Annotated in this window: 2 protein-coding genes; both read right to left on the bottom strand. The window is 70.9% G+C overall.

Annotation, left to right across the window (positions count from 1 at the left end; all coding sequences use genetic code 11):
* A partial coding sequence (locus AB0L75_RS44630; protein ID WP_365191995.1) for an S-adenosylmethionine synthetase N-terminal domain-containing protein occupies positions 1 to 793 on the bottom strand: 793 nt, incomplete at its 3' end.
* Positions 794 to 808: 15 nt separating this feature from the next.
* Positions 809 to 1,005 (bottom strand): hypothetical protein (locus AB0L75_RS44625; protein ID WP_365191994.1); only part of this gene is annotated, 197 nt, incomplete at its 5' end.

Below are 1,005 nucleotides of genomic sequence, written 5' to 3'. Positions count from 1 at the left end.
TGCCGCCCGGGTTGATGATGATCCGCATGCCGGAGGTGTCGAGGCCGGAGCGCTCGATGACGGGCCGGATCACGTGCTCCTCCACGTCCGCCCGCAGCTGCTCCTGCGTGACCCACTCGTGATGCTGCGTGGAGACCACCACGGCCTCGACCGTGGTGGGCACGTGGCCGGGCGCGTAGCCGATGGTGACCTGCGTCTTGCCGTCCGGCAGCAGGTACGGCATGGGCGTGTTCTCCGCCCGGCGCACCGCGGTGAGCCGCTCGGAGAGCCGGTGCGCGAGGTAGATGGGCATGGGCATGTACGCCGGGGTCTCGTCCGTGGCGTAGCCGAACATGATGCCCTGGTCCCCCGCGCCCTGCTCGTCCACCTCGTCCGCCGAGCCGTACTCGCGGGCCTCGAGGGACCGGGAGACGCCGGCGAAGATGTCCGAGGACTGCTGGCCGATGGAGATGTTCACGCCGCACTGGGCGCCGTCGAAGCCGTTGGCCGAGGAGTCGTAGCCGATGTCCAGGATGGTCTCGCGCACGATCTTGGGGATCTCCACGTACGCCGAGGTGTTCACCTCGCCGGCCACCTGCACCAGGCCGGTGGTGGTCAGGGTCTCCACGGCCACCTTCGCCGACGGGTCGGCGGCGAGGATCGCGTCCAGGATGGCGTCGGAGATCTGGTCGCAGATCTTGTCGGGGTGGCCCGCCGTGACGGACTCGGAGGTGAAGAGGCGGAGCTCTCCGCCGCCCACCCCCGAATACGGGTCGGCGTGGCGGGCGGGGCTCAGCGAGGCGGCATCGGTCATGCCGCACAGTCTAGGTCAGCGGCCCGACGCGCCGGCGGGGTCGCGACCGGCGAGGTCATCCACGATCGCCTGCACGACGGCGGCCGCCGCCTGGTCCTTGGAGCCCACGGTCTCCACGGCGGGGCGGCCGTCGGCGAACAGGATGGTCACGGCGGTCTCGTCCCGGCCGACCACCTTGTCCGTGCCGACCTCGTTGTCCACGAGCATCTCGC

Origin of the sequence: Streptomyces sp. NPDC052101 (genome assembly GCF_040680235.1) — a bacterium.
Classification (GTDB): domain Bacteria; phylum Actinomycetota; class Actinomycetes; order Streptomycetales; family Streptomycetaceae; genus Streptomyces.
Note: the sequence above shows the minus strand (reverse complement) of the source record. Positions and strands in the feature narration are given on the sequence as shown.